Genomic DNA, 23399 nt, shown 5'->3' with positions numbered 1-23399 from the left:
TCGCCGGCCGCGGCGCGCCCTCTACCCGGCCGGGGTCGGGGCAGGCGTCTCGGTCGGGGCAGGTGCCGGTGCGCTCGAGCTCGGCGTGGATTGCCCCGGCAGGGACTGCGACGGATCGACGACGCCACTCTTCTCACTTCCGGGCGGCCCGCTGAAGTCCGACACCAGCCAATTGCCGTCGACCTTCTGGAGGTCGAGGATGAAGATCATCAGGCGGGTCTCGCCGTTCGGGATCTGCGCCGAGCGTGCGGTCACCTCGGCCATCACCGTGGTCTTGGCGCTGTCGGTGTCGAACGACGCCACCGACGACGACACGATTTTTGAGGTCGCCTCGATGGCGAGGGCCTGACTGTTCTGCTCGGTGGCGGCGCGATCCTGTTCCAATCGGGACCGCAGCGCCCCGGTCGACAACGGACCCAGGATCTCCTTGTATTTGTCGGTGTTGCCCGGGTTGATCGTCGTCACCAGCCGCGTCACGAACTGCTCGGACACCTGCTTGGACGCGTCAAAAGCCTTGAGTCGCTGTTGATCCGAGTAATACAACCACCCGAGTACCGCCACCCCCGCGATCAGGGCGACCACCACGATCGCCCCGAGCACGCGCAGCAGCGAGCGCGAGGACAAGGTGATCGAGAATTCCTTGCCCTTGCCCTTGCTCGTGTCCCGGTCGGCGGGCGCCGACGACGGGACCGTGTCGGCAGTCGAGGTCTCGAGGTCATCGGCGGCAACGTCCTCATCGACGGCCTCGGCCGCCGCCTCGGCGCCCTCGGCGACCGGCGACGTCCGCTTGGCCTTGGCGGTCTTGGACCGCGGAACGGGTTTACCCTGCGCCTTCGTCAGGGATGCCGTCGCCTTCGAGACCTGCTGTGTCGACGAGCCGTCGGCGTCACCGGTGTCGGCGTCACTGGTGGTGGTGTCGATGGTGGGGTCCCCGTCGTTGTTCTCGCCGTCGTTCTTCTCGCCTGTCATGCACAGCTTTCCGTCCGCACGATGGATGTCACTCGTCTGCCAATTACTTGTCCAGCGGAACCGTGCGCGCATTCGGGTCGTAGTTCGGTGGCGGCCCGGCGGTGTCGTCACCCGGCGGTCGCGGTGCGTTCGCCGAGCCACGGATCTGCTGGTTGGGATCCTCGGTGACACAGTACAGATTCGTCGGAACGGTGAGTTCGAGGATCTTGGTCGGCCGCGTCGGCGTGATCGGGTAGTCGCAGTAGGGCCGCGGATAAATCGACCCGAATGCCCACCAGGCACCGTCGTGGAACATGGTCAGGCTCTTGATCGATGCGTCCCGGATCGAGGGCAGCAGATTGACGATCGCCGGCGCCCGCAGCGCACCCTGATGGGCGATGTCGCGGAACTGGCCGAGCAGATCGGTGAGCGGGTCCTGCATCTCGTTGAATGACCCGGTGAGACTGGTCAGTTGCTGCGGGCCCTTGCCCAGCAAGGTGCGGATCTCCCGGTCGGAGGCCACCGCGGCGTTGACGATCTCGCTGGCGGCGTTGACGGTGCCGGCGAGGTCCGGCTGGATCTGTGCCGTCGTCTGCAAGATCGTGCCGGTCTGTTGGATCAGCTTGGTGGTCTGGGGCAGCACCCGGTACAGGTCGGCGAAGATGGTGCCGCCCGCGTCGAAAAGCACACGCAGATCATTGGTCTCGCTGTCGGGGTTGAGGGCGACGTCGAGGTTGTCGACGACGGCGGTCAACTGTGCCGGGTCGATCTGGTCGATCACCCCCAGCGAGGTCTCCAGCAACCGCGGGAACGGCACCGTCGTCTGCGTCTGATTGACGTTGATGGTGTCCCCGTCGGCCAGATACGGGCCGTCGGCGGTGGCCGGCTGGAAGTCGACGTACTGCTCACCCGCGGCCGAGAGTCCCAGCGCCGCAACGATCGTGTTGCGGTTGATCTTCACGTCGTCATCGATGGACACCTTCACCTGCACCGAATCCGGTTGCACGTGAATGGATTCGATGTCACCGATCTCCACTCCGCGCAGGGTGACCCGCGAGGTGTCCTGCAGACCGCCGGAGACCGGGAAGTTGATCGTGAGGCCGTAGTGCCCCTGGAAAGGCTGCCACCGCAGAGCGCCGAAGGCCAGGTAGGACAGCCCCAGCAACATCACCCCGATGAGGGCGAGGTTGCCCAGCAGCACCGAGTGCTTACGGAGAAAACCGAAGATCCCGCTCATCCGCAGCACCCCTGTGTGGCGGTGAGCCGGGCGATCAGACGTTGCAGCGTCTGCTGCAGCGACTGACCGGCCGAGTCGAGATCGCCGAGTTCGGGAAGTCTACTGGCCGAATCGAATCCGGCGCCCGGATTGAGGTAGTACACCTTCGCCGACAGTGCCGCCGCACTGGAACTGGTCGCCTTCACCCACTTCGGGGTCAATGCCGCGAGGTTGTCGGCGAGACCGCCGAGCGTCGGTGCGGCGGTGTTCAACTGGGCCAGGACGTTGGCGAGATGATCGACCAATTCGATCAGGTTCTGACGATCGTTGGTGAGGAAGTCGTTGGTCGCCGCCGTGACGGTGTTGGTCTTGTCCAGCGTCGTCAGGATGAGCTGCATCTGATCGTTGATGACGTTGAAGGCCGGTGCCAACTTGTTGATCGACGCCATGATCTGGGCGCGGCCGTCGGCCAACTCGGTGGTGAGGACCCGCGTGTTGGCCATCGACCGGTCGACGGCCGCGGCGTTCTGGTTCAGCTTCACGATCGCGGTGGTCATCCCCTCGATGGCGCCGTTGAGCTCCTGCGGGTCATCGGGACTCGTCGAGACGGCCGCACTGAGCTCGGTGAGGATCTGTTGGGTCGACCCGAGCGATCCACTGTCGACGAGTCCACTGATGCTGATCAAGAGGTCCTCCACCGTCGCGGCCGCCGACCGTGGGCCGGTGAGGGTGTCCCCGTCGGCCATGTAGCGGCCCTGCGCCGCCGCGGGCGGCAGCAACGCGACGAAGACGTCACCGAGCGGAGTCGCCTGGCGCAGTTCGGCTCCGGTGCCGACCGGGACCTTGGCGCTGGTGCTCACCTCCATCGTCACGATGGCCTGGTAGTTGTCGGCGCGGATCCCGGTGACCTGACCGACGTCACTGCCGTAGAGCTTCACCTTGGCCCGGGTCGGCAGATTGAGCGCGTTGTCGAAACTCGCGGTCAACTCGATGGTCTCGCCGAGGTTACCCGGTGCGGGCAGTGGGATCTGTTCGACGGTGAGGCCGGGAAGCACACCGCAACCCGACACCGCCAGCATCGCCGCGACGATGCCGGCGAGCAGGGAATTTCGGGCCCAGCGACGGGGACGCGCGACGTCGGGCGACCAGAGACGGCGGCTCATTTGCTCAACTCCAGAAGCCCGTTGAAGATCCCCAGGTCCGGACCGAAGTCCTGGAGCTGGCCGGTCTGACATCCGTTCTTCTGCAGATTGATGGCCCGGCAGAACTGGGACAGCAGCTGGGTGTCGATCAGCGACTTGTCCAACAGCACCTGGGCGCGCCAGGCCCCCTGCTCCGCCGACACCGAATTGCTCAGGTTCTGGAACAGCAGCGGCCCGAGGTCGATGGTCTCGACCACCTGTCGGGAGAAGTCGCTGAGGTTCTCGGCGAGTGCAGCCAACCGCGCCGACGATGCGCTGATGGTCCCGCTGTTGTTGCGCAGGAATTCCGAGGTGTTGAGCAGCGCCTGGTTGAGGTCGCCGAGGGTGGCCACGAGACCCGGCGACTGCCGACCCAGCATCTCGCTCACGTCGTTGATGGAACTCGAGAACGCCTTCATCTTGGGATAGTTCGCGACCAATGCGGCGGTGAGTGTCTGCACCGACTTGATGATGTCGACGAGGCCGTCACCGTTGCCGGAAACGATCTGCGAGGCACTCCCCAACTGGTCGATGGCCTCTTGCAGGCGTTGCCCGTTGCCCTCGGTGATGCCGGTGGTGATGTCCATCAGGTCGGCCACCGGGCCTTTGCCGGGGGCATCGCCGGACAGCGAGGTGACCAGCTTGTCGACGGCGTCGAACAGATCACCGGCCGAGACGGGGCTCAGGCCCTCCTTGCGCATCACCGCACCGTCGGCGAGTTTCGGGCCACCGGTGTAGGCGGGGGTGAGTTCGATGTGACGGGTCGTCACGATCGAGGTGTTGACGATCGCGGCCTGCGCATCGGCCGGGATCGGCACGTCCTTGTCGACGGTGAAGGTCACCTTGACGCGGCTGCCCTGCTGTTCGATCTTGGTGATCTGGCCGACCGGCATGCCCAGCACCGCAACGTCATTGCTGGTGTAGAGACCCGCTGTGTTGGGAAAGTAGGCGCTGATCTCGATGGCCTGATCGGCCGCGACGGTCCAGCTCGCCGGGATCAGCGAGCATCCCGACAGCGCGCCGACGGCGACGAGGATCATCGCGATCAGGGTCGCCGGGCGCCGACGTGCGGCGCCGTCCGCGCTCACGCCCGTCTGAACTGTGTCGGTCAGCATCCGTCCACCACCCGGGCCAGGCAGAGCCAGTTGTCCGGGAAGATGCCCCAGGGCAGATAGCCGTTGGCGTAGGGGCCGTCTCCGATCACGTTGTTGGTCAGGCGCGCGGTCACCGGCAACACCTCGAGCATCTTGCGCAGGTTGTCGCGGTTCTTCTCCAGGCCCTGCGAGATGGTGTTGAGGTTGGCCATGATGGGCGCGAACTGGTTGGCGTTGTCGGCGGCGACGAGTTGGGCCTGCTCGGTGATCTGGGCGATGCCGTCGAGCAGTTGGGTCACCAGCGCCTGCCGGGCCACGATCTTCTGCGCCAGCTGTGCCCCCTGCCCGACGATCACCGCGAGTTGGGTCTGGGAGTCCTCGACGATCGAGGTGACCGATTTGGTGTCGGCGACCAGCTGATTGATCTGGTCCTTGCGGTTGGTGATGATCTCCGACATCTGGGTGAGCGCATCGAGGGTGGGTTTGGTGACCGCCGGAGCACCCGCGAGTTGGGTGTTCAGCGTTTTGATGCTTTGCGCGAAGTCCTCGTCGTTCACCCCCTGCAGGATCGGGGTGCCCTCCTCGATGGTCTTGTTCAGGTCATAGGGCACGCGCGTTTCCGTGATCACCCCGTTCTGTGCGAGGTCCGGCGAATTACCCAGGGACACATCGATGTAGCGCTGCCCGAGGAGCGTGGACATCTTGATCTCGGCGGAGCCGTTGGCGGTCACCACGACGTCGTTGTCGACCTTCATCACGATGTGGACGTGATTGCCGGCGAGTTCGGTGCTGGCGACCTCACCCTTGTCGATGCCGGCGACGCGAATCTTGTCACCGGGCCGGATTCCGCCGGCCTGGGCGAAATCTGCGGTGTAGGTCTTCTTCCCGAGGTCGGCCTCACCGATCCCGGTGATCGCAAGGATCACCACGACGATGACGATCGCACCGCCGAGGCCGTACCAGAGTCGGCGGTTGCGGTCGAAGCTGCGGCGCATGCGGCTTCTCATCGGCACACCACCGAGTGTTGGGTGCCGCCGATCTTGTTGATGATCCCGGGCGGGAACAGCACGTCGCCGATCGCGATGTCGAGGTCACAGGCGTAGATGTTCAGGTAGGCGCCCTCTCCGAGAACCAGCGGGAAGTGTCCGAGGAAGATCGGCAGGTTGGTGGCCAGTCCGTCGAGTTTGGCGCCCTCCCCGATCAGGGTGGCGGTCGCCTGATTGGCCGAGGTCGCCGCCGCCGCGAGGTTGCCACTGGTCTGCGTCAGCACATCGGCGAATCCGGATGCGGTCTGGCCGATCTGGGTGACCGCGGTGCCCAGTGCCGACGAGTTGGAATTGAGGTTGGCGATCACATTCTTGAGGCTGTCGATCAGCGTGCTGACCTGGTCACCTTGACGGGAGAGGTCACGCAGCACCCCGCTGAGATTGTCGATGATCGCGCCGATGACGACGTCACGGTTGGACATGTCCGAGGCGAACTTGCCGACCTGGGCCACGGTGTAGGACAGCGACACCGTGTCGCCCTGGAAGGCCTGGACCAGACCATTGGACAGGTCGTTGATCTGCTCGGGCGTCAGCGTCTCGAACACCGGCTGGAATCCGGCGAGGAGTTTGGTGACGTCGAAGGAGTCCTCCGACGGCTGCTTCAGTGTCGACCCCACCGGCAGCGGCTGTGCGTCCCCGTCGGCGAGACTGAGTGCGAGGTAGCGCTGGCCGATCAGGTTCTGGTAGCGGATGGCCGCCTTGGTGGTGGTGTACATCGGCTGATCGGTCTGGACCTCGAAGGTCACTTTGGCGCGGCCGTCGTCGAGGTCGATCGAACTGACCCGGCCCACCCGCACTCCGGCCATGCGCACGTCGTCACCACTGGCGAGGCCGGAGGCGTCGCGGAAGTAGGTGGTGTATCCGTGGGTGTCGCCGGGCACCGAGCGTTCCAGCGTCGAATAGATGATGTAGGTCAGCGGCAACGCGATGCTCGCGAACAGCGAGAAGCCGATCAACGGTTTGCGGATGGTGGTAGCGCCCGCGCTCATCGCCCGCCTCCGGTCTCGGTGGACACCGTCTGCACCAGCGGCCCGAGCATCAGCGTGTCGGCGGCGGTCGGCGTGCGATTCAGCGCGGCGCTCAGGGTCCGGTTGTCGGCGGCGGTGGTGACCGAGGCCGGGAAGGTCATCTGACGCATCCCACCCTGCGGGTACACCATCAACGGACCGGAACTCGTCGGGCCGGTACCGGTGCCGGGACCGACGCACCCCGGGCCACGGGTCTGGCCGTACGGTCCACCGTTGTACACCGGGCAGTTCTGTCGCGTATAGCGTTGGAAGGCCGAGAAACTCACCCCGATGTTGAGCTGAGGGTGGCCGTTCACACCGGTGAACACGGTCAGCACCCGGGCCGCCAAATTATTCAACGCGGTCAGGGCATAGGGCAGCGAATTCGGCTCGTAGACGGCCGCACCGAGCATCCGGTTCGCGTCGGCGACGACCGCCTTGCCGGCATCACCGTTGGCGGCGAACAGCGCCTGGATCTGGTCGGTCAATCCCTGCCCGGCCGACAGGATCGCCGTCAGATTGTCGCGGTTCTCGGTGACCGTCATCGCCGGGATCACGCTGCGGCCCAGGGTGTCGAGCAATTCGGGCGCCGATTCCGACAGGCCGCGCACGGAGTTGTCGAAGTTCTCGAATCCCGACGGCGCTCCGGGCGGGAACTGCGCGTTGAGGGTCTTGAAGTAGTTGTCGAGGACGCCGACGAACAGCCCGAAGGTCTGGCCGCCGCCGTTGAGGGCGTCGGCGATGGTGCCGAGGACACCGGCGAGCTGTTCGGGTGGGACCGCCTGCAGCAATGTGCGCAGCTGATTCTGCGCGTCCTGCAGTTTGATGGTGGGCAGTGACGCGTCGGCGGGGATCGACGCACCGGAGGACAGGTGATCCGACGACGCAGTGGCCGGCGGCACGAGTTCCACCGAGTTCACACCGAACAGATTCGACGGGACGGTGCGGGCTGTGACATTGGCCGGGATGCCCTCGGCCTGCTCGGGCAGCACGTCGATGTCGACCTGGCGAAGCGCGATGCCTTTGGCGCCCGTCTCGCCGGAGGCCGCTACGCCTTTCACCTGACCGACGATGAATCCGTTGTACCGGACGTCGGCCCCGGTGGTCAGCCCGTCGCCGACGTCGGTGAGCTTGGCCGAGACCGACACCGTCGAGGTGAACACGCCCTGGTATCGCATGAACAGCAGCACGAAGACGATGACGAGCACGATCAGGAACGCCAGCCCACGCAGCAGGTACTGCACGAGCGAGGGGTTGCGGCCATCGGTGGCGATCAGCATCGGTTCCCCCTCATCCCGAGATCTTGATGCCGGGCGATGTTCCCCAGAACACCAGCGTCATGACCAGATTCGCGAAGACGATCACGATGATCGCCAACCGGATCGCATGTCCCGCGGCGACCCCCACCCCCTCGGGTCCGCCCGAGGCGAAGTACCCGTAATAGCACTGGATGAAGGTCGTCAGCAGCACGAAGACCACGACCTTGATGAAGGAGTACAGCATGTCGGTGGACAGGATGAACGAGTCGAAGTAGGCGAGATAGTCGCCGGCACCCTTACCACTCTGCAGCTGGTACATCACCTGGCAGGCAATGTAGTTGGCGGCCAGCGAGACCGAGTAGAGCGGGACGATCGCGAGCACCGCGGCCGACATCCGGGTGGTCACCAGGTACGGCAGCGGACGGATCGCGATCGATTCGAGAGCGTCGATCTCCTCACTGATGCGCATCGATCCCAGCTGGGCGGTGAAACGACATCCCGATTGGGCGGTGAAGGCGGTCGCGGCGAGCAGCGGGGCGATCTCGCGGGTGGTGGCGAAGGCCGAGAGGCCGCCGGTCACCGGCGAGATACCCAGCAGGTTCAGCGCCGTGTAGCCCTCGATGCCGACGGTCGCGCCGCCCATCACGCCGAGGATCACCATCACGCCGACGGTGCCGCCGCCGACCACGATCGCGCCGTTGCCCCAGGCGACGTCGGCCAGCAGCCGCCACACCTCCTTGCGGTAGTGGGTGAACGCGATCGGCACCGCGCCGATCGAGCGCACCAGGAAGGTGATGAGGTGGCCCATCTGGACCAGCGCGTCGCGCGGACCCTCGTAGACGACCTTGGTGGCCGCGAGCGGCCGCAGCACGGGAGGTACATACCGGGAGGCGGCCATGTCACACCACCTTCGCCGGGACGAGGATGGCGAACAGCTGGGTGAGGACGACGTTGACGGTGAACAGCAGCAGCACCGAGTTGACGACGGCGGCGTTCACCGAGTTCGCCACGCCCGCCGGACCACCCTTGGTGTTGAGGCCGCGGTCGCAGGCGACCACGGCCACGATCGCACCGAAGATCACCGACTTGGCCAGCGCGAACGACAGGTCCGAGACCCCGGCGAAGGACGCAAAGGTACCGGTGTAGCTGCCCGGGGTGCCGCCCTGGAAGTACACGTTGAAGACGTAGCCGGTGATGAATCCGACGAAGCAGACGAAGCCGCAGAGCAGGAAGCTGACGACCATGGTCGCGAGCAGTCGCGGGGAGATGAGGCGTTGTACGGGATTGACACCCATCACGCGCATCGCGTCGATCTCGTCGCGGATCGTCCGGGAGCCGAGGTCGGCGGCGATCGCCGACCCGACCGCACCGGCGAGCAGCAGCGAGGTCACCAGCGGCGCACCCTGCCGGATGACGCCCAGGCCGGTGGCCGCACCGGAGAACGATGTCGCGCCGATCTGTCCGGCGATGTTGCTGACCTGAATCGAGACGATGACGCCGATGGGGATGGCCACCAGGAACGTCGGGAAGACAGAGGTGCTGGACATGAACGCGCATTGGCGGATGAACTCGCCGAAGGGGAACCGCCGCTTGACGATGTCCTCGATGAGGACCTTGAAGACCTCGACGAACATGGCGAGCTGACGACCGAAGGTGTCGAAGCTGGCGACGACGTGGTCATGAAACCACGAGGACGCCATCCCCCGCCGCTTCAGCGGCGCCTCCTCGCTGTGCGGCGAGGCCTGCGTCTCTGTGCTCAATACCCGTCCCTGCATCGTCCGAATACCATCGCGCCCCCCATGGCAGGCGTGGCCCGCAGTAATGTACAGCACACTGCGCCGCGCTTATGCAGTTGGTCACAGCACTCCTGGCCTGCGTTGATCCGCCGAACCCAATACCTTGAAGCGGGTGAACGAACAACTGTCCGATCGCCCGGCGAGCTGTCACCCTCATGTGGACGACGTCACAATAACTGGGACGGACGACCAAAGTCATCCGAAACACACGAAACGTCCCGACAGATTTGTGTCAGGGTTCGTCTCGTCGCCGTTCGCTCCCCCGCCCGTTCCGGCCGACATCCGCGTCTGGGCACCGGCCGCCGACCGGCTGGCCGCGGTATTCACCGGGCCGGAGGCCGGTACGAATGCCGGCTCACCGCCGCGCGTGGAGGTGCCGATGGTGCCCGACGGGCACGGGTGGTTCCGGATGGATGCGTCGTCGGTGGCCGGACTCGACACGGCGGGCATCGACACGACCGGCCTGCGGTACGGCTTCCTCGTCGACGATGCGACGACACCCATCCCCGACCCGCGCTCGACCCGGCTGCCCGACGGGGTGCACGGCCTGTCGGCGTTGCACGTCGTCGACGAGTCGATCTGGCATGACACGCAGTGGGCGGGGCGCAGCGTCCGCGGGGCGGTGATCTATGAGATGCATGTGGGTACGTTCACGTCGGACGGCACCCTGGACTCGGCCATCGACCAGCTCGATCACCTGGTGGAATTGGGCGTCGACTTCGTCGAACCGTTGCCGGTGAACGCCTTCAACGGCACCCACAACTGGGGCTATGACGGCGTCGGCTGGTATGCGGTGCAGGAGAGTTACGGCGGCCCCGACGCCTTCGCCCGATTCGTCGACGCCTGCCATACCCGCGGCCTCGGGGTGGTCCTCGATGTCGTCTACAACCACCTGGGACCGTCCGGGAATTACCTGCCGGACTTCGGGCCTTATCTGGGCGCCGGATCGACCGGGTGGGGCGCCTCACTGAACCTCGACGGCCCCGACTCGGACGAGGTGCGACGCTACATCCTGGGCAATGCCCTGCGCTGGTTCAGCGAGTTCCACGTCGACGCGCTCCGACTCGACGCGGTGCACGCACTCGTCGACCATCGTGCCGTTCCACTTCTCGAGGCCCTCGCGATCTCCACCGATGCCCTGAGTGAGGAACTGGGACGGCCGCTGTCGCTGATCGCCGAGTCCGATCTCAACGATCCCCGGATGATCCTGCCGCGCTCGGCGGGCGGGTACGGATTGACCGCGCAGTGGGACGACGACATCCACCACGCCATCCATACGACCGTCTCCGGCGAACGGCAGGGCTACTACGCCGACTTCGGCAGCTACGCCGCACTCGCAAAGGTGCTGCGGGGCGGCTTCTTTCATGACGGCACGTATTCATCGTTCCGGCGCCGACACCACGGCCGGCCGATCCCCGACTCGGTTCCGACCACCGCGCTGGTCGCCTACACCTGCGATCACGACCAGATCGGCAATCGCGCGATCGGGGACCGGCCGACCGCGTACCTCGACGGCGGGCAACTCGCCATCAAGGCGGCGCTGGTGCTGTTGTCCCCGTACACCCCCATGCTGTTCATGGGCGAAGAGTGGGCGGCCGACACCCCGTTCCAGTTCTTCACCTCTCATCCCGAACCCGAACTCGGCGAGGCCACCCGCAACGGGCGCAAGTCGGAGTTCGCCGAACACGGGTGGAATGTCGACGACGTCCCCGACCCGCAGGACCCGCAGACCTTTCTGCGCTCGAAGCTCGACTGGTCCGAACTCGACCGGGATTCCCATGCCCGGATGTTGCGGTTCTATCGGGCGTTGATCGCGCTGCGAAAGCAGGAACCGACCTTCGCCCGCGACGACTTCGCCTCGGTGCGAATCGACTTCGACGAGCAGGCCGGCTGGTTCGCGATGCATCGCGAGCCCGACTGGTCGGTGGTGGCGGTACTCGCCGACCACGAGGTGAGGGTGCCGATCAGCCTGCATCCGGTGTTGTCGTGGGAGGAGCCGACAGTGACCGACGAGGGGCTCGGCAGCGCCGGACACAACGTGATCGTCGGCAGGCGCACGCCGGCGCCGTGACGCCGACGGCCGGGATCAGGTCAGGTACCGATACGCCGGCGAATCCGGTTCGAGCCGTTCGCAATTGAGTCGCGAGCGGGCCATCCGATCCATCAGGCCGGCCAGTCCGTCGGGGCTGCCGAGTTGCACGCCGACCAACGCTGCGCCGGTTTCCCTGTTGTTGCGTTTGACGTACTCGAACAGGGTGATGTCGTCGTCGGGTCCGAGGACCTCGTCGAGGAAGCGCCGCAGGGCCCCGGGTTCCTGGGGGAAATCGACGAGGAAGTAGTGCTTGAGACCGCGGTGCACCAGGGATCGTTCGATGATCTCGCCGTACCGCGACACGTCGTTGTTACCCCCGGAGACCAGGCAGACGACCGTCGCTCCGGCGGGCAGGTTCAGCTTCGCCAGACCGGTGACCGCCAGTGCTCCGGCGGGCTCGGCGATGATGCCCTCGTTCTGGTAGAGATCGAGCATCGTCGAACAGATCGCACCCTCGTCGACGTGGGTGATGTGCGCGGCACCGGGCCGCAGCGTCACCGGCTCGTCCGGGAGCACCGGGACCTTCGGCGCGGGGCCCAGCAACGGATGCGCGGTCGCCGACGACCCCAGATCCGCCATCACCCGATAGCCGAGGGCACCGATCCGCTTGACCGATGCACCGTCGACGAACGGGTCGATCTCGTCGAGGGTCACCGGTCCCCCGCCGGCCAGCGCGGCGGCCAGCGACACCGCACCGGTCGGTTCGACGCCGACGATCGTGCTCGACTCCGAGATCGTGTGCAGGTAGGTGGCGATCCCGGCCAGGCAGCCCCCACCGCCGACCGGGGTGACCATGACGTCGGGCGCGCCGCCGAGTTGCTCGACGATCTCCTTGGCGATGGTGCCCTGCCCGGCGGCGGTGCGCGGATCGTCGAAGGCGTGGATCCAGGTCGCACCAGTGCTCAGCACGTCACCCTGCGCGGCGGCCGCCGCCGCGTCGTAGGTGTCACCCACCGCATGCAGCTCCACGAATTCCCCACCGTGCCAGAGGATCCGGTCGCGCTTCTGCTTGGGTGTGGTGGTCGGTACGTAGATCCGGCCACGCACCTGCATGGACCGGCACGCGAAGGCGACGCCCTGGGCGTGGTTACCGGCGCTGGCCGCCACGACTCCCCGCGCGCGTTCGTCGTCGGACAGTTGCGCCATCACGTTGTAGGCGCCGCGAATCTTGTACGAGCGCACCGTTTGCAGGTCCTCACGTTTGAGAAAGACCTGCGCGCCGACCAGATCACTCAGCCGCGGGGCCGGTTCGAGCGGGGTGCGCGACACCGCCGGGGCGATCCGCTCGGCGGCCGCGTCGATCGACGCAACCGACAGGCCGGGGCCGGACGGGGCTGCTCCGGAGGTGGCTGTTCCGGATGTGGAAAGGGTGTCGCGCGACGTACTCACGCACTCCATGATCTCACTGGGCGCGACGACCCGTGCGCGCGGCGGGTCCCGGGAGACCCTGGCATCTCACCTCGCGGCGTGCTTACACTCGCAGTGGGTAACGTCCGTCACACCCCGCGAGGAGCCCGCATGCGACTGCGTCACCGGAACCGAGTTCTTCGCCGAGCTGCGCTCGCCGTCGCGGCCGGAGCGATCGCGCTGACCACCATCGTCGCGACGGGCACCACGACCGCACAAGCGGCACCGCCGTGCCCGGGGGCCTCGCCGGCCCGGTTGGTCGGGACGGTGCCGGGCGCAGCACTGGAGGGACTGACCGTCGACGGCCGCGGGCGGCTCTACACCACCGACCTCATCAGCGGGCAGGTGTTCCGACTCGACGCCCCGGGATCTCGCGCGGTACCGATCGCGCGGGTGCCGGCCGGCGGCGCGGGTGCGCTCGCCTGGACCCCCGACGGCACCCTTCTCGTCGGGTACGGCGCGGATCCGCGCGTCATCGTCGGCGACGCCCTCCGGCCGGGCGCCATCGCACGCCTGAACACCGCCACCAACCTGTTGCGGCCGTGGGTCGGCGGATTGTCGGCGGCCGACGGCATGGCCGTCGCGGGCAACGGCGTCGTCTACGCCACCAACGACTTCGGGAATCTGATCGGGCGGGTGTCGCCCGCTGGGGCGGTCAACCCGACGTGGGGTTCGCTGCCGAGCGCCAACGGCGCGGTCCTCGGCCGGGGCGACCGGTGGTTGTATGTCTCGCGGACGTTCACCAATCCGGGGGTGAGCCGCATCTCGACGGCCGATCCCCGCGTGGTGCAGAGTCTCCTCACCCTGGGCGGCGGCGATGCCCTGGCGGCGCCCGACGGTCTCACGCTCGACTCGAAGGAACGACCTATCGTGCCGTTCAACGCCGCCGGACAGATCGTGCGGGTGACCGCACCGGGCGCCTATTGCGTCCTGGCGCAAGGACTTCCACTCTCGAGCGTGGTCAGTTACGGCGGCGGGAACCGCGGCTTCTCGGCGGGACGACTGTTCCGGGCCGGCTTCGACGGCCGGATCTATGAGATCCCGGCCGGGTTCGATCCGTCCGCACCCATGCCCTTCGCCGCCCGGTAACGGCCGATCCACCACGTGGAGACCAGGACGACGCCCGACACCCAGGCCGCGGTCTGCATCGAGGTGAACACGGCCAGGCTCAGCACTGCGGCGAGCACGGCGGCGGCGACGGCCTGCACCTTGTAGACCGGCCAGTCGGTCCCGGCGATGTCGATGGTGGGCACCGCGCCCCGCGTTCGGGGCTGCATGGTCTCGATCATCGCTGTCATCGATACTCCCGGAACATCAGACTTCGGTTAGCGTCACAGCCGATATTAGCATCGTCGGCAACAATGTTTCGGCCAGCCGAAACCTTTCCCGGGTGTGATGTTCACTGTCCACGGCGCAGGGTGTCGAGGAGTTCGTGATACGGGCCGACCAGATAGGCGGTGTCCTCGGCGCGCAACCGGTCGTCGCGGCGCGGATGCAGGATCGCACCGGTGTGGCGATCGATGGCGATGACCCGGGTGAGGGTGGGCAGCTCCGCCATCGAGATACCGTCGAGGGTGCTGCCGCGCCGCACGAAGACCCCACCGACCATGAAAGAGCGTTGCCCCACCGAGAAGGTCGAGATCACCTGCAACCCCAGTGCCGCGCCGATGAACCAGGGTGCGGCCAGTTCGACGGTGGAGCGGACGTTCTCGAAACCGAAGCGGTGGGCGACGGCGGAACCGAGGGTGTGGTCGAAGACCCGGAGCACGACGGGCACACCCCGTTCGGCCGACGTGTTGCCCCACCGCTCGCCGAGTGACTCGCGGGCGATGATTCCGGTCTCGATGTTGATCATGTCGTCATGGGTGAGCACCGCGACCGCACGCGCCCGGCCGATCCGGGCGTCCTCGAGGGTCTGACGCAGGGTGGCGTCCCCGAAGATGACCGGCACGTCGGCCGCGGCGGCGGTCGCCAGGAAGCGATTGTCGGTGCTCGACTCGATCGCGACCACATCGTGGCCGGCCGCCCGCAGATCGGTCGCCACCCGAATGCCAAAGGAGCCCAAACCCACGACGATGACGTGCTCGCGCATCTCCCGGGCACGACGTTTGCCCGCGGACTGCCCGATACGCCGTGACAGCAGGACGTCGGCGACGAAGGCCATCAGCACCGCGGTCGTCGTCACACCGGCAAACATCAGGCCGATGGAGAACAGCCGCAGCCAGACCGGCTGATCGACGAAACTGAAGTCGCCGTAGCCGACGGTCGCAATGGTCTCGGTGGAGAAGTACAGCGCGTCGACAAAGCTCATCCCCGGCTTGTGATAGGTGAAACGCAAGAGCAGGGTGGCGCCCAGCAGCAGTGTGAACGACACCCCGAGTGCGCGGAACAGGTTCGGATTCACATCCTCGAGGAAACCGCGCAGCGCGCCGACCCCACGCACCGGCAACGGCGGTGGCCGCCGACGGGCCGGATTCGGTCTTTCCCATGCGATCCCGGCGACCGCGAGATCGTCTGAGGTTCCGATGACGGCCACACGATCGCCGACGCCGACGTCGAGATCGCGACCCGGGCAACACACCACGCTTTCCGCGGCGTCGTCCCCGCCGGCGATCACCGCCACCGGGGCCAGGTCGCCGTACAGGTCACGCAGCGTGCCTGCGGAGGGCGTGTCGGTGACGGCCATGATGAACTCGGTGCCGGCGGCGGAGATGGAATGGGTGGTCCGCGACAGGCATGCCTCGACGACCGACGGCGCGGCGAGTTCGGCCACGTCGAGCACCGCGCCCGGTCCGTTGCCCGCCGTCACCGCCGCGCGCAACACCTGATTGGACATGTTCACCACGACGCGCGCCGTCGTGCTGTGCTGCCGGGCCAGCAGCGCGAACTCCAGATTGACCGCGTCGTCGGATCCGGCGCACACCACCGCCGTGGCCGTGGCGATGTCGGCGGTGGACAGATCCGCCGGGGTGGCCACGGTGACGACGCGCACGCCGCCGCTCGAGATCTCCTCGGCGATGCGGACACTCAGCGCGTCGTCGCCGTGCACGATGATGTGACCGGGCATCTGATGAGGGTAATCAGCGCGCGGCCACCGCGCCGGTCGGCTACTGCCCCAGGCAGCTGGGGCCGAGCAGTGCCTTCAGATCACCCATCAGCGCCGAACTCGGCGTCACCCGCAGCGACTCGGTGAGGCGCAGCAGCGTGGACCGCTCGTCGCTGACCAGGGTGACGTGCACATCCGCGGTCCCGGGATGCCGGGTCAACACCTGCTTGAGCGCCTGCACCCGGTCCGGGGTGCACATCCGCGCCGGCAAGGTCAGAGCCACCGGCTTCGACGCCCCGGCCGCGGCGAGATCGGGAACGGCGAGATCATTGGCGCTGATCATCGTCGAATCGTCACGCTGGTTGACCCGCGCCCTGATGAGCACGATGTTGTCCGGTGCGATGTCCATTCCGTATGCCGCGAACGCCCGCGGGAAGAAGTAGACCTCGACACCACCGACCATGTCCTCGAGGGTGACCGCGGCCCACGGCTCACCCTTCTTGTTCACCCTCCGGGTGACCGCGGAGATGATGCCGCCGATCGTGATCTGCGCACCGTCGCCGACATTGCCCTCGAGCAACTGTGTGATCGAGGTGTCGGTCTGCGCGGCGATCGCGTGTTCGACGCCCGCGAGGGGATGCCCGGACACGTAGAGCCCCAACATCTCCCGCTCGAGGGTGAGCTTGTGCTTGGTGTCCCACTCCTGATCGGGCACCTTGACCGCGAACACCTCGGCGAGCGAATCGGATGCGTCGTCGTCGCCACCGCCGAACAGATCGAACTGTCCGATCGCCTCGGCCTTCTTGGTGCCGATCACCGATTCCACGGCCTCGGCGTGGATCAGGAACAGACCCTTGCGCGGATGCTCGAGCGAGTCGAAGGCGCCGGCCTTGATCAGCGATTCGGAGACCTTCTTGTTGCAGGCGGTGACGTCGATCTTGTTGAGGTAGTCGGAGAAGCTGGTGAACTTCCCCTTCTCCTCACGCGCCGCCAGGATCGAGGAGACGACGCCGGAGCCGACGTTGCGGATGGCGGCCAGACCGAACCGGATGTCGGTACCGACGGCGGCGAAGTTGCGTTGCGACTCGTTGACGTCCGGCGGCAGCACCGTGATGCCGAGTTTGCGGCAGTCGGCCAGATAGATGGCGGCCTTGTCCTTGTCGTCGCCGACCGAGGTGAGCAGACCCGCCATGTACTCGGCCGGATAGTTGGCCTTGAGGTAGGCGGTCCAGAACGACACCAGGCCGTAGCCGGCGGCGTGCGACTTGTTGAACGCGTACCCGGCGAACGGCAGCACCGTGTCCCACAGCGCGGTGATCGCGGCCTGGGAGAACCCGTTGTTGCGCATTCCGTCGGCGAAGCCGTCGTAGGCCTCGTCGAGGATCTCCTTCTTCTTCTTACCCATCGCGCGGCGCAGCAGGTCGGCCTGTCCGAGCGAGTAGCCGGCCACCTTCTGCGCGATCTGCATGATCTGCTCTTGGTAGACGATCAGGCCGTAGGTCTCGGCGAGGATCTCCTTGAGCGGTTCCTCGAGTTCGGGATGGATCGGCCGGATCTCCTGCAGACCGTTCTTGCGTTTGGCGTAGTCGGTGTGCGCGTTGACGCCCATCGGGCCGGGCCGGTACAGCGCGAGCACCGCGACGATGTCCTCGAACCCGGTGGGCTGCATCATCTTCAGCAGTTCACGCATGGCCGCGCCGTCGAGCTGGAACACGCCGAGGGTGTCACCGCGGGCGAGCAGTTCGTAGGTCTTGGGGTCTTCGAGTGGGAGGGTGTCGAGGTCGAGGTCGATACCGCGGTTGAGGGTGATGTTCTCCAGGGCGTCACCGATGACGGTGAGGTTGCGCAGCCCGAGGAAGTCCATCTTCAGCAGGCCGATGGCCTCGCACGACGGGTAATCCCACCCGGTGATGATGGCGCCGTCCTGCGCACGCTTCCACACCGGGATCGCGTCGGTGAGCGGTTCGGAGGACATGATCACCGCGCAGGCGTGCACACCCGCGTTGCGGATCAGTCCCTCCAGACCCAGTGCGGTGTCGTAGATCTTCTTGACGTCCGGGTCGGTCTCGATGAGCGTGCGGACCTCGGTGGCCTCGTTGAACCGCTCGTGTTCGGGATTGGTGATACCCCAAACCGGGATGTCCTTGGCCATGATGGGCGGCGGCAGCGCCTTGGTGATGCGGTCGGCGATGGCGAACCCGGGCTGGCCGAACTGGACGCGGGCGGAGTCCTTGATGGCGGCCTTGGTTTTGATGGTGCCGAAGGTGATGACTTGGGCCACCTTGTCGCTGCCCCACCGGTCGGTGGCATAGCGCACCATCTCGCCGCGGCGGCGGTCGTCGAAGTCGATGTCGATGTCGGGCATCGACACGCGTTCGGGGTTGAGGAATCGCTCGAACAGCAGTCCGTGCGGAATCGGATCGATGTTGGTGATGCCCAACGCCCACGCCACCAGCGAGCCGGCCGCCGACCCACGACCCGGGCCGACGCGGATGCCGACCTCGTGGGCATGCTTGATGAGGTCGCCGACGACGAGGAAGTAGGCGGGGAATCCCATCTGGATGATGACGTCGAGTTCGTAGTTCGCGCGGCGCTGGTAGTCCTCCGGCACCGTCTGCCCACCGAAGCGTCGTTCGGCCAGTCCCTTGGCCACTTCCTTGCGCAGCCAGGTCTGCTGTGACTCCCCGTCGGGGACGGGGAAGACCGGCATGCGGTCGCGGTGGGTGAACACGTCGGCGTAGCTCTCGACCCGCTCACCGATCTCGACGGTCGCGTCACATGCACCCGGGACCACCGAATCCCATTGTGCGCGCATCTCTTCGGCGGACTTGAGGTAGTAGCCGTCGCCGTCGAACTTGAATCGGGTGGGATCGGAGAGGGTCTTGCCGGTCTGCACGCACAGCAACGCCTCGTGGCTGGCGGCGTGCGCCTTGGTGACGTAGTGGCAGTCGTTGGTGACGATGGGCTGGATGCCCAGCTTGCGGCCCACCTCGAGGAGTCCGTCACGCACCCGGCGTTCGATCTCCAGACCGTGCTCCATCAACTCGAGATAGAAGTTCTCCTTGCCGAAGATCTCCTGCCACTTGGCCGCGGCCTCGAGTGCCTCCCGTTCCTGCCCGAGTCGCAGACGGGTCTGCACCTCCCCGGACGGGCAGCCGGTGGTGGCGATGATGCCCTCGGCGTACTCGGCGATCAGATCCGCATCCATCCGGGCCCACTTGCCAAGCTGTCCCTCGATGGAGGCCAGCGACGACAGTTTGAACAGGTTGCGCAGACCGGTGGCGTTGGCGGCGACCATCGTCATGTGGGTGTACGCGCCCGATCCGGAGACGTCGTCGTCCTTCTGGTCGCGGGTACCCCATTGCACGCGCTTGGTGGTGAACCGCGACTCCGGCGCGATGTAGGCCTCGATGCCGATGATCGGCGTGATGTCGTTCTTGATCGCGGTGTTGTAGAACTCGCTGGCGCCGAACATGTTGCCGTGGTCGGTCATGCCGATGGCGGTCATCCCGAGGCGTTTGGCCTCGGCGAACAGCGGCGCCACCTTCGCGGCACCGTCGAGCATGGAGTACTCGGTGTGGTTGTGCAGGTGAACAAACGAGTCGGCCACGGGACGCTTCTCACCTCGGTGTTTCTCGACTGGTCGGATGGGGCGTCACCAACTGTAGGCGCAACCACCGACAGCCGACGCCGGGCACGCCGCATGTGGCTGGTGAGGCGATCACGCGTGTGTCGGGCCCGGTGTGTCGTACCCGGCGTGTCGTACCCGAGCGTCGTACCCGGAGCGTGGCCTCAGCCGGCCCGCAACACGTCCAGGGCGTGCTGCAGGTCGGCCGGATACGGACTGGTGAACTCGACATACCGACCGTCCGCGGGATGCGCGAAGCCCAGCGACCGGGCATGCAGCCACTGACGCTCCAGCCCGAGCCGGGCGGCCAGGGTCGGGTCGGCGCCATAGGTGAGGTCGCCGCAGCACGGATGGTGCAGCGCCGAGAAGTGCACCCGGATCTGGTGGGTGCGTCCGGTCTCGAGATGGATGTCGAGCAGCGATGCGGCCGCGAACATCTCGATGGTGTCGTAGTGGGTGATGCTGGGTTTGCCGGCCGCGGTGACGGCGAACTTCCAGTCGTTGCCGCGGTGGCGGCCGATCGGGGCGTCGATGGTGCCCTCCGGCGGATCGAGGTGCCCCTGGACCAGCGCGTGATACCCCTTGTCCACTTCCCGGTCCCGGAACGCCCGTTTGAGCAGCGAGTAGGCCCGTTCCGAGACGGCGACGACCATCAATCCGGAGGTGCCGACGTCGAGCCGGGACACGATGCCCTGGCGTTCGGCGGCACCCGAGGTGGAGATCCGGAATCCGGCGGCCTCGAGGGCACCGACGACGGTGGGACCGCTCCAGCCCAGTGAGGGATGCGCGGCCACCCCGACCGGCTTGTCGACGACGATGATGTCGGAATCGTGGTAGATGACCTCGAGATCCTCGACGGGGGTCGGCTCCACCCGCAGCGGTTCGGCGGGTTCGGGCAACAGCACGTCGAGAAGGCTGCCCGCGGTCAGTTTGTGCGACTTGCCGACCGCGACACCGTCGACGGTGATGTCACCGTCGTCGGCGAGCTGCCCGGCGACGGTACGCGAGAGTCCGAGGATGCGGGCCACCCCGGCGTCGGTGCGCATGCCGGCCACGCCGTCGGGAATCGGGAGGGTCCGTGACTCACGCATCGGTGGCCTGCCGATCCTCGGTGCCGTCGCCCTCGGTGTCGTCGCCCTCGGTGTCGCCATGACGCGCCGCCCACCCGGATCGTGAGCCGTCGTAGTCGAATCCCAGCAGCGACAGGACGACCAGCAGGATCGCGCCGCAGACGACCGCGGAGTCGGCGACGTTGAACACCGGCCACCAGCCCACCGAGACGAAGTCGACGACGTGGCCGCGCAGCGGTCCGGGGGCCCGGAAGATGCGGTCGATCAGGTTGCCCAGCGCACCCCCGAGGACCAGCCCGAGTCCGAGCATCCACCAGCCCGAGCGGAGTCGCCTGCTGTAGCGGATGATCACCACGACCACTACCAGCGCGACAACGGTGAGCACCCAGGTGTAGCCGGACGCCATCGAGAAGGCCGCACCGCTGTTGCGGACCAGGCGCAGGGTGACGACGTCACCGATGATCGACACCGGGTCACCGGGGGTGAGCAGCGACACCGCGAGTGTCTTGGTCAGGATGTCCAGGGCGATGACGCAGCCGGCGATCACGGCGAGAATCCCGAGGACCCGGCCACCACGGGTGGGCTCGGTCGGCCCGGTCGCCACAGGAGTGCCGCTCCCCGGATCGTCGGCGCCGTCATCCGACGACGCGGTGACCTCGGGTGCGTCGATCTCCCGTCCGCCCGCCGAGGGCTCCTCACGCGCTGCTTCATCCACCCGACCATCATCCCTGATGCGTGCAATACGCTGACTGCCGTGTCCCTGACGTCCGATTCCACCGCGTCATCGACGCGCCATCAGCCGGTGTCCCGCCATCAATCGGTATCCATCCGCACGCGCTCGTCGATGGTCGCCGCCTGCGCCGCGACGTGCGGTCTGCTCCTCGCCGCGTGTGGCTCCGATACCGACACCCCGGCGTCGGCGACCCCGGCGGTGCCGAGCGGGCCATGCGTGTCGGCGGCCACCGCCGCGAGTATGGCGACGCAGATCCCGATTCCGTCGGCATCGGTGACACTCACCTCGCCGGGCACCGGGCCCCTCCGCGCCGCGAGCGCCGCCCCCGACCTCGCCTCGGCGCAGCAGGTCACCCTCTCGACCACCTCCACCGAGTCGTCGACGACGGCACAGACGACGCAGTCCCTCGACACACCGCTGACGGCGCGTTTCGGATGCGATGCACTCGATCGGCTGACCGCGGTGCTCGGCGCCCCGACGTCGGCGCAGCCGGAACTCGGCGGTCAGTTGCCGCCGGTCGCCGGCAGCGTTGCCGAGATTGGTGTCGGTCCCGGTCTGGCCCCGCTGTCGTTGCGTCTGGCCCCGACCGATCCGTCGTCGGAATCGGCGCGACGCGCCGTCGAACAGTCGCTGGTCCAGTCGTTGCAGAACGCGATCACACTGCCCACCGATCCCATCGGTGTCGGCGCCACGTGGCGCACCGAACGCACCCTCTCCTCGGCGGCGACCGTCGTGCAGACCATCGAGGCGCGGCTGACGCGGTGGGAGGGTGACCGTCTGACGGTGTCCTTCACCGCCGACGAGTCACCGGTCAATTCGGTGTTCACCATTCCCGGCGGCGATGCGACCCTGACCATCGACCGGTATTCCTACACCGGTTCCGGCGAGGTGACGATCGATCTGACCCGCGGGCTGCCCGTCGCGGGAAAGGCCGAGTATCGCGGGGCGCGCGAGCTCGTCGGCGCCGACGCGAATCAGCCGCTGCTGCAGACGTTTGGGTTCACCATGGCCTGGAAGTCGCCCTGACGACGTCGGCGCGGCCCCCTGGGCCACTCCTGTAGGGCATACGACGATGGCCACCGATCCCTTCCGGATCGGTGGCCATCGTCGTCGGTCGGGGCCGCGCGGTCAGTTGGGTGCGCGGCTGGTGGTGGTGCGGCGGGTGCTCGTCGACGGGCACATCGCGCTGGTGACACCGTTGCTGGTGATCAGCGGGCAGACGAAGCTCGACGCCAGCTTCCAGCGACCGTTGTCGTAGACGATCTGGGCATCGATGTCCTGGGGTGCCTGATCGGGCAGTTTCACGGTTGCGCGCACCGTCGCGCGGTTGGGTCCGTCGACGGTGACCGGGCCCTTGAGGGTGTAGGTCACGTCCGGGTTCTGCCGGCGGGCCTCGACCAGCTTATCGAAGACGGACGGGTCCTTCTGCGAATTCTGGACCAGGACGACCTTCTGCGCGTTCGGCACCTGCGGGTCGAGCGCGGTGTCGAGCATCTGGTTCAGCGTGGCCACCGATGGCGGCGAATCCGGATTGGTGACATCGCTGCCGTCGGACGCCGCCGAACTGCTGGTCGCGGGGATGGTGGGGATGTCATCGGAACCGTCATCGCTGCCACAGGCGGCGAGGCCGGCGGTGACCGCGGCGGCGATCATGACCGCACCTACGAACTTCGGAAACTTCAACGAACTCCCTCACTGGTCTTCGGGTCTGGGCATCTGTTCGGATGCACGGCGCCGGGACTCCCCGCCCCGCGCGCCGCGACGAGTTCTCCCCACTATGCCAAACAGGATCGGGCATGAGCGCCAACCCCGGCCCAATCCGGCGTCACCGGTCACCGACCGGGTGCCCCGCATCGAGGTCGGTCCTCGACTCCAC

Annotated in this window: 19 protein-coding genes; 3 read left to right on the top strand and 16 right to left on the bottom strand. The window is 67.0% G+C overall.

The window, feature by feature from the left end; genetic code table 11:
- Positions 1 to 21 precede the first annotated feature (21 nt).
- The 9 genes from ACWETB_RS03885 to ACWETB_RS03845 form a co-directional block, all read right to left on the bottom strand.
- The gene (locus ACWETB_RS03885) at positions 22 to 969 is read right to left on the bottom strand and encodes a hypothetical protein (RefSeq protein WP_452209389.1); all 948 of its coding nucleotides are present in this window, start codon (positions 967 to 969) and stop codon (positions 22 to 24) included.
- Positions 970 to 1012: 43 nt separating this feature from the next.
- Positions 1013 to 2185: an MlaD family protein gene (locus ACWETB_RS03880; protein ID WP_449743920.1), complete on the bottom strand. Its 1173-nt coding sequence runs from the start codon at positions 2183 to 2185 to the stop codon at positions 1013 to 1015.
- The gene (locus ACWETB_RS03875; protein WP_449743919.1) at positions 2182 to 3327 is read right to left on the bottom strand and encodes an MlaD family protein; all 1146 of its coding nucleotides are present in this window, start codon (positions 3325 to 3327) and stop codon (positions 2182 to 2184) included. The genes ACWETB_RS03880 and ACWETB_RS03875 overlap by 4 nt, the downstream gene beginning before the upstream one ends.
- Entirely contained in the window at positions 3324 to 4385 is a 1062-nt protein-coding gene (locus tag ACWETB_RS03870; RefSeq protein ID WP_449744016.1) for an MCE family protein, read from the bottom strand. The genes ACWETB_RS03875 and ACWETB_RS03870 overlap by 4 nt, the downstream gene beginning before the upstream one ends.
- Before the next feature lie 68 nt (positions 4386 to 4453).
- The gene (locus ACWETB_RS03865) at positions 4454 to 5434 is read right to left on the bottom strand and encodes an MCE family protein (RefSeq protein ID WP_449744015.1); all 981 of its coding nucleotides are present in this window, start codon (positions 5432 to 5434) and stop codon (positions 4454 to 4456) included.
- Between the two features lie 8 nt (positions 5435 to 5442).
- The gene (locus ACWETB_RS03860) at positions 5443 to 6474 is read right to left on the bottom strand and encodes an MlaD family protein (RefSeq protein ID WP_452209387.1); all 1032 of its coding nucleotides are present in this window, start codon (positions 6472 to 6474) and stop codon (positions 5443 to 5445) included.
- A complete protein-coding gene (locus ACWETB_RS03855) occupies positions 6471 to 7772 on the bottom strand; it encodes an MlaD family protein (RefSeq protein ID WP_452209385.1) in 1302 nt (433 codons plus the stop codon). Before ACWETB_RS03855 ends, ACWETB_RS03860 begins: the two co-directional genes overlap by 4 nt.
- A gap of 10 nt (positions 7773 to 7782) precedes the next feature.
- A complete protein-coding gene (locus ACWETB_RS03850) occupies positions 7783 to 8649 on the bottom strand; it encodes an ABC transporter permease (protein ID WP_452209383.1) in 867 nt (288 codons plus the stop codon).
- Between the two features lies 1 nt (position 8650).
- Positions 8651 to 9451, bottom strand: coding sequence for an MlaE family ABC transporter permease (locus tag ACWETB_RS03845; protein WP_452209517.1), 801 nt, complete (start codon positions 9449 to 9451; stop codon positions 8651 to 8653).
- 325 nt (positions 9452 to 9776) lie between these two features.
- Here ACWETB_RS03845 and treZ point away from each other — a divergent pair, with 325 nt between their 5' ends.
- Complete coding sequence (gene treZ / locus ACWETB_RS03840) at positions 9777 to 11618, top strand: malto-oligosyltrehalose trehalohydrolase (protein WP_452209381.1); 1842 nt, start codon at positions 9777 to 9779, stop codon at positions 11616 to 11618.
- Positions 11619 to 11633: 15 nt separating this feature from the next.
- Here the strand turns inward: treZ and ilvA are convergent, their stop codons facing one another.
- Positions 11634 to 13028 carry a threonine ammonia-lyase IlvA gene (gene ilvA / locus ACWETB_RS03835; protein ID WP_452209379.1) on the bottom strand — a complete coding sequence of 465 codons (1395 nt, stop codon included), beginning with the start codon at positions 13026 to 13028 and terminating at the stop codon, positions 11634 to 11636.
- Between the two features lie 129 nt (positions 13029 to 13157).
- Between ilvA and ACWETB_RS03830 the strand changes: the two genes are divergently transcribed.
- A complete protein-coding gene (locus ACWETB_RS03830; protein WP_452209377.1) occupies positions 13158 to 14135 on the top strand; it encodes an SMP-30/gluconolactonase/LRE family protein in 978 nt (325 codons plus the stop codon).
- Here the strand turns inward: ACWETB_RS03830 and ACWETB_RS03825 are convergent.
- From ACWETB_RS03825 to lspA, 5 genes are all read right to left on the bottom strand, one after another.
- Positions 14078 to 14344: a hypothetical protein gene (locus ACWETB_RS03825; RefSeq protein ID WP_452209375.1), complete on the bottom strand. Its 267-nt coding sequence runs from the start codon at positions 14342 to 14344 to the stop codon at positions 14078 to 14080. The two genes, ACWETB_RS03830 and ACWETB_RS03825, sit on opposite strands and share 58 nt — an antisense overlap.
- A gap of 101 nt (positions 14345 to 14445) precedes the next feature.
- Positions 14446 to 16113: a potassium channel family protein gene (locus ACWETB_RS03820; protein WP_452209373.1), complete on the bottom strand. Its 1668-nt coding sequence runs from the start codon at positions 16111 to 16113 to the stop codon at positions 14446 to 14448.
- 40 nt (positions 16114 to 16153) lie between these two features.
- Complete coding sequence (gene dnaE / locus ACWETB_RS03815) at positions 16154 to 19702, bottom strand: DNA polymerase III subunit alpha (RefSeq protein ID WP_452209371.1); 3549 nt, start codon at positions 19700 to 19702, stop codon at positions 16154 to 16156.
- A gap of 182 nt (positions 19703 to 19884) precedes the next feature.
- Positions 19885 to 20811: an RluA family pseudouridine synthase gene (locus tag ACWETB_RS03810; protein WP_452209369.1), complete on the bottom strand. Its 927-nt coding sequence runs from the start codon at positions 20809 to 20811 to the stop codon at positions 19885 to 19887.
- A complete protein-coding gene (gene lspA / locus ACWETB_RS03805) occupies positions 20804 to 21394 on the bottom strand; it encodes a signal peptidase II (RefSeq protein ID WP_449744013.1) in 591 nt (196 codons plus the stop codon). Before lspA ends, ACWETB_RS03810 begins: the two co-directional genes overlap by 8 nt.
- Before the next feature lie 240 nt (positions 21395 to 21634).
- Here lspA and ACWETB_RS03800 point away from each other — a divergent pair, with 240 nt between their 5' ends.
- Entirely contained in the window at positions 21635 to 22549 is a 915-nt protein-coding gene (locus ACWETB_RS03800) for a hypothetical protein (RefSeq protein WP_449744012.1), read from the top strand.
- 102 nt (positions 22550 to 22651) lie between these two features.
- On the opposite strand, the gene ACWETB_RS03795 is transcribed toward ACWETB_RS03800, so the two are convergent.
- Positions 22652 to 23206: a hypothetical protein gene (locus tag ACWETB_RS03795; RefSeq protein WP_449743909.1), complete on the bottom strand. Its 555-nt coding sequence runs from the start codon at positions 23204 to 23206 to the stop codon at positions 22652 to 22654.
- Positions 23207 to 23399: the final 193 nt, after the last annotated feature.

This window comes from Gordonia sp. NPDC003950, from assembly GCF_053605205.1.
The sequence above is the reverse complement of the archived record's forward strand: the minus strand, read 5'-3'. Positions and strand labels throughout refer to the sequence as shown.

What these genes read in the sequence shown, in the direction of transcription:
- ACWETB_RS03825 (WP_452209375.1), bottom strand. Translation starts at nt 14,344, where the DNA reads ATGACAGCGATGATCGAGACCATGCAGCCCCGAACGCGGGGCGCGGTG.
- ACWETB_RS03845 (WP_452209517.1), bottom strand. Translation starts at nt 9,451, where the DNA reads ATGGCGTCCTCGTGGTTTCATGACCACGTCGTCGCCAGCTTCGACACC.
- ACWETB_RS03820 (WP_452209373.1), bottom strand. Translation starts at nt 16,113, where the DNA reads ATGCCCGGTCACATCATCGTGCACGGCGACGACGCGCTGAGTGTCCGC.
- ACWETB_RS03810 (WP_452209369.1), bottom strand. Translation starts at nt 20,811, where the DNA reads ATGCGTGAGTCACGGACCCTCCCGATTCCCGACGGCGTGGCCGGCATG.
- ACWETB_RS03865 (WP_449744015.1), bottom strand. Translation starts at nt 5,434, where the DNA reads ATGCGCCGCAGCTTCGACCGCAACCGCCGACTCTGGTACGGCCTCGGC.
- ACWETB_RS03830 (WP_452209377.1), top strand. Translation starts at nt 13,158, where the DNA reads ATGCGACTGCGTCACCGGAACCGAGTTCTTCGCCGAGCTGCGCTCGCC.
- ACWETB_RS03800 (WP_449744012.1), top strand. Translation starts at nt 21,635, where the DNA reads ATGGTCGCCGCCTGCGCCGCGACGTGCGGTCTGCTCCTCGCCGCGTGT.
- ACWETB_RS03885 (WP_452209389.1), bottom strand. Translation starts at nt 969, where the DNA reads ATGACAGGCGAGAAGAACGACGGCGAGAACAACGACGGGGACCCCACC.
- ACWETB_RS03855 (WP_452209385.1), bottom strand. Translation starts at nt 7,772, where the DNA reads ATGCTGATCGCCACCGATGGCCGCAACCCCTCGCTCGTGCAGTACCTG.
- ACWETB_RS03870 (WP_449744016.1), bottom strand. Translation starts at nt 4,385, where the DNA reads ATGATCCTCGTCGCCGTCGGCGCGCTGTCGGGATGCTCGCTGATCCCG.
- ACWETB_RS03880 (WP_449743920.1), bottom strand. Translation starts at nt 2,185, where the DNA reads ATGAGCGGGATCTTCGGTTTTCTCCGTAAGCACTCGGTGCTGCTGGGC.
- ACWETB_RS03875 (WP_449743919.1), bottom strand. Translation starts at nt 3,327, where the DNA reads ATGAGCCGCCGTCTCTGGTCGCCCGACGTCGCGCGTCCCCGTCGCTGG.
- ACWETB_RS03850 (WP_452209383.1), bottom strand. Translation starts at nt 8,649, where the DNA reads ATGGCCGCCTCCCGGTATGTACCTCCCGTGCTGCGGCCGCTCGCGGCC.
- ACWETB_RS03860 (WP_452209387.1), bottom strand. Translation starts at nt 6,474, where the DNA reads ATGAGCGCGGGCGCTACCACCATCCGCAAACCGTTGATCGGCTTCTCG.